We start from the raw sequence: 3,099 nt of genomic DNA on the forward strand, positions 1-3,099 counted from the left end.
ATTTACAATTCTAAAAAAGAGGTGTATTCGTATGAATGATAATAATAAGATGTCTTAGATCATGGCCCTTTTTTTCATGGTACTAAAGCAGAGTTAAAAATTGGAGACCTTTTAGAACCGCAACACTTATCAAATTACCAAAATAAAAAATCAAACTTTATCTATTTCACTGAGACATTAGATGCAGCGAAATGGGGTGCCGAATTAGCAAAGTCTACTTCGAAAGAAAGAATTTACATCGTAGAACCATTAGGTGATTTTGAAAACGATCCGAATTTAACTGATAAACGTTATCCTGGAAATCCTACACGTTCTTATCGGTCTAAGTCACCTTTAAAAATTTTAGCAGAATTGAGAACATGGGAAAGACATTCCGATGAAGAAATTAATCATATGATTGCATCATTAAAAAAATTACGTGAACAAGGGAAAAACATAATTGAAGATTAAATTTGAATTAATAAAGATATCGCGGAGACAGATATGCCTACTGACTGCGTTCCGCGATTTTTTGTAAACGACAAACTCCTTCCCTTCAGTGGGTTAGTATAGAGGTTGATGCCACACCTCCTGAAACTAACTCAGGGATACAGATTAAGATAGGCTCCGCCTCTATGAGGTAAAGCCAGGTTTCAATTGCACCTTGGTAGCTGATGCAGGTAAAATGCCTTGCTTTGTTGAATAGATAGTGTATGAAAAATACAACGGATACCACCTCCCCCACAATTGAAGACTATCAAAAGGAAATCACCCAGCTAAACTAATGGCTACTACTGCCTTCGCCATTCGGGACTTGAACCCTATAGATAAATCCCATGCTGGGCGCACACAAAAAATGTAAGAAAGCATAGCCTGCTTTCTTACATTTCTCTTTAAGCCCTGATGTTTACTAGGCGCTATAAGTGCTGTTATGCTGTATGAGAATGACGCTGATTAATATCTTCTTCACGATATGAATTAATAATTTTATATTCTTTTAAATCAGTAAAAATTTCATCTTTCAATGGATTTAAACGATTTTTTCGAATACGATGTATTTGCCAAATAGCGAGAGTTACATTTAAAACTAGACTTATTATTGCAAGTGTCCAGTTTGCGACAGGATTATAACTCACACTTACATTAAATGTACTACCTATTGCAAAGAAATATGGGAATGTCATAACCCACATCATCCAAAATGATAAGGTTGCAGCACGGTTTTGCATCCATGTTCCTTTTGCCCAGAATAATGCAGGAATTGTAGCTGCAATATTTAATGCTACCCCCGAATAAAAGGCATTACCTGGTGCGCAAGAATATACATAAGCAATATTCCAGACTCCATAGGCGATAATCCAAAGTTTAGTTTGATCTGGCCAAAGCATATCTTTCTTTTTACCACTACTTGCATAAATACCAAACCATCCACAAATTAAAACAATATTAAGAAGTCCTGCTACCCCATTAACATAGTTCCAACCACCAGAAATATATTGCATTCCATCTACTATCCCATTAAAACCTAGGTAACCTACTTGGAATTCACGAATGACCGCCTCTAATATATTTATTGCTAAAATGGCTGGGACAAGAGTTAAATACCATTTATGTTTTTATGGTAATTAGTAAAACGAATGACCATATAAATAATGCTTCCTGCAAGTGCAGAATAAACTTTCACCCACGTAAACCAAGATGTAATCTCACTATCCATGAAGAACCAAATGGGGGTTAAGATAACTGGAACGATTATAAAAATAGCTAAACTTGTCCACTTACTTGAACGGATTAACTCATTTAGTCCAATTAATATCCCGAGAACGACAAACCACATAACAATATTATACCAAGGAATTGCTTCAAAAAAGAACATCCGATACCATCTCCTCTATGCTATTTTAATCTGCATCATTTAAAAAGACTTACATCCTGAAGTTAACTGAAGAGAAATTGGCTTTCATCTAAGGCTAGTAATAGAAAAAGCTTCGCGATAGCTTTTTGAATATTTCAAGTAAAATCAGCACATAACGAACGTTCGGTTTGTTCTTGAGATTATCTTAACAAAACGTCTGAACATTCGTCAAGGGTTGCATGATAATACTTTCGAGAATATCCTTCAAACTAAAAACTTTGTCACAATTATGTTAAAATACTATAAAAAGAAGCCTAGGAGAAGATGAAATGAATAATGAAGGGAAGAAAAGAATTACGGATGCGGCTAGAGAAATTATTAGTGAACAAGGTATTCAAGGAGCAACCATCCGTGGCATTGCTGAAGGCGCCGGACTAAGTACGGGGGCTATTTATCACTATTACAATTCAAAAGAAGCAATACTTTACGATATAATGGATGAAGGCTTAAATGTCACAAAAAGGGTTGCACAAATTTCCATCGAAGGAAAAAGACATTTAAACGAGATAATCAATGAGATTTACGAAAGTATGCAAGAACGTTTTCAAATTACTCCTGAAAACCGATTGCAATTTTATTTAGCTCATGAAGCTATGGTCGGTAATGAAGAATTGCAGAACAAATTTAAAGAAAGATACAACGATTGGGTTAATCGCCTAGAAAATATTTTTATACATATGTATGATGCTCAACCTGGACCTTCCACTCGTGCTGCCGCTGCTTGGATTATTGCAGGTGTAGACGGAATCGTCCTACAACTTTTATTAAAAACGAATACAGTGGACAAAGCTGACGTAATGAAAGTAGCAGAATACCTTTTAAAAGAAGGGATGCCCAACTTTTTTCTCTTTTCAAATAAATCGATAAAAAGTGAATAAATAAAAAGAGATTTTTTATTGGTGTTTTGCTTAGTATTTTTTTGTTTAACAGCTTGGATAGGTTACACTTAGTTGGACAGTTTCGTTAAGGTCATATACACTTGCTTCAAATATAAAATGAGGAGAATCCTAATGACCAAAAGAAGAACATTCTCAAAAGAATTTAAGGAACAGATCGTGCAATTGCATGCTGCAGGAAAGCCAAGAAGTGAAATCATTAAGGAATATGATCTATCCCCTCTGCCTTTGATACATGGGTTCGCCAGCATAAGTCAACGGGTTCCTTCGAAGCAAAAGATAATCGTACTCCAGAACAAGAAGAGCTAA

General features: G+C 35.4%; 3 protein-coding genes and 2 pseudogenes. 3 read left to right on the forward strand and 2 right to left on the reverse strand.

Going from position 1 to position 3,099, the window contains the following annotated elements:
• Nucleotides 1-63: 63 nt before the first annotated feature.
• Nucleotides 64-450, forward strand: a pseudogene (gene arr, locus JCM10596_RS28990) (NAD(+)--rifampin ADP-ribosyltransferase); the annotation flags it as partial.
• 458 nt (nucleotides 451-908) lie between these two features.
• Here arr and JCM10596_RS27135 read toward each other — a convergent pair.
• Complete coding sequence (locus JCM10596_RS27135) at nucleotides 909-1,562, reverse strand: DUF5692 family protein (protein ID WP_267879729.1); 654 nt, start codon at nucleotides 1,560-1,562, stop codon at nucleotides 909-911.
• Between the two features lie 14 nt (nucleotides 1,563-1,576).
• On the reverse strand, nucleotides 1,577-1,855 hold the full coding sequence (locus JCM10596_RS31715; RefSeq protein ID WP_267879728.1) for a DUF5692 family protein: 279 nt from the start codon (nucleotides 1,853-1,855) through the stop codon (nucleotides 1,577-1,579).
• A gap of 308 nt (nucleotides 1,856-2,163) precedes the next feature.
• Here JCM10596_RS31715 and JCM10596_RS22645 point away from each other — a divergent pair, with 308 nt between their 5' ends.
• Both JCM10596_RS22645 and JCM10596_RS27140 read left to right on the forward strand, forming a co-directional pair.
• Nucleotides 2,164-2,772, forward strand: a complete 609-nt coding sequence (locus JCM10596_RS22645) for a TetR/AcrR family transcriptional regulator (protein ID WP_025029042.1) — start codon at nucleotides 2,164-2,166, stop codon at nucleotides 2,770-2,772.
• A 132-nt stretch (nucleotides 2,773-2,904) separates the two neighbouring features.
• Nucleotides 2,905-3,099: pseudogene (locus tag JCM10596_RS27140) on the forward strand (transposase); the annotation flags it as partial.

This window comes from Caldalkalibacillus mannanilyticus JCM 10596 (assembly GCF_000615945.1).
Lineage (GTDB): Bacteria > Bacillota > Bacilli > Caldalkalibacillales > JCM-10596 > Bacillus_AT > Bacillus_AT mannanilyticus.

Coding starts and splice junctions, on each gene's coding strand:
- JCM10596_RS31715 (WP_267879728.1), bottom strand. CDS start 1,855: ATGTTCTTTTTTGAAGCAATTCCTTGGTATAATATTGTTATGTGGTTT.
- JCM10596_RS22645 (WP_025029042.1), top strand. CDS start 2,164: ATGAATAATGAAGGGAAGAAAAGAATTACGGATGCGGCTAGAGAAATT.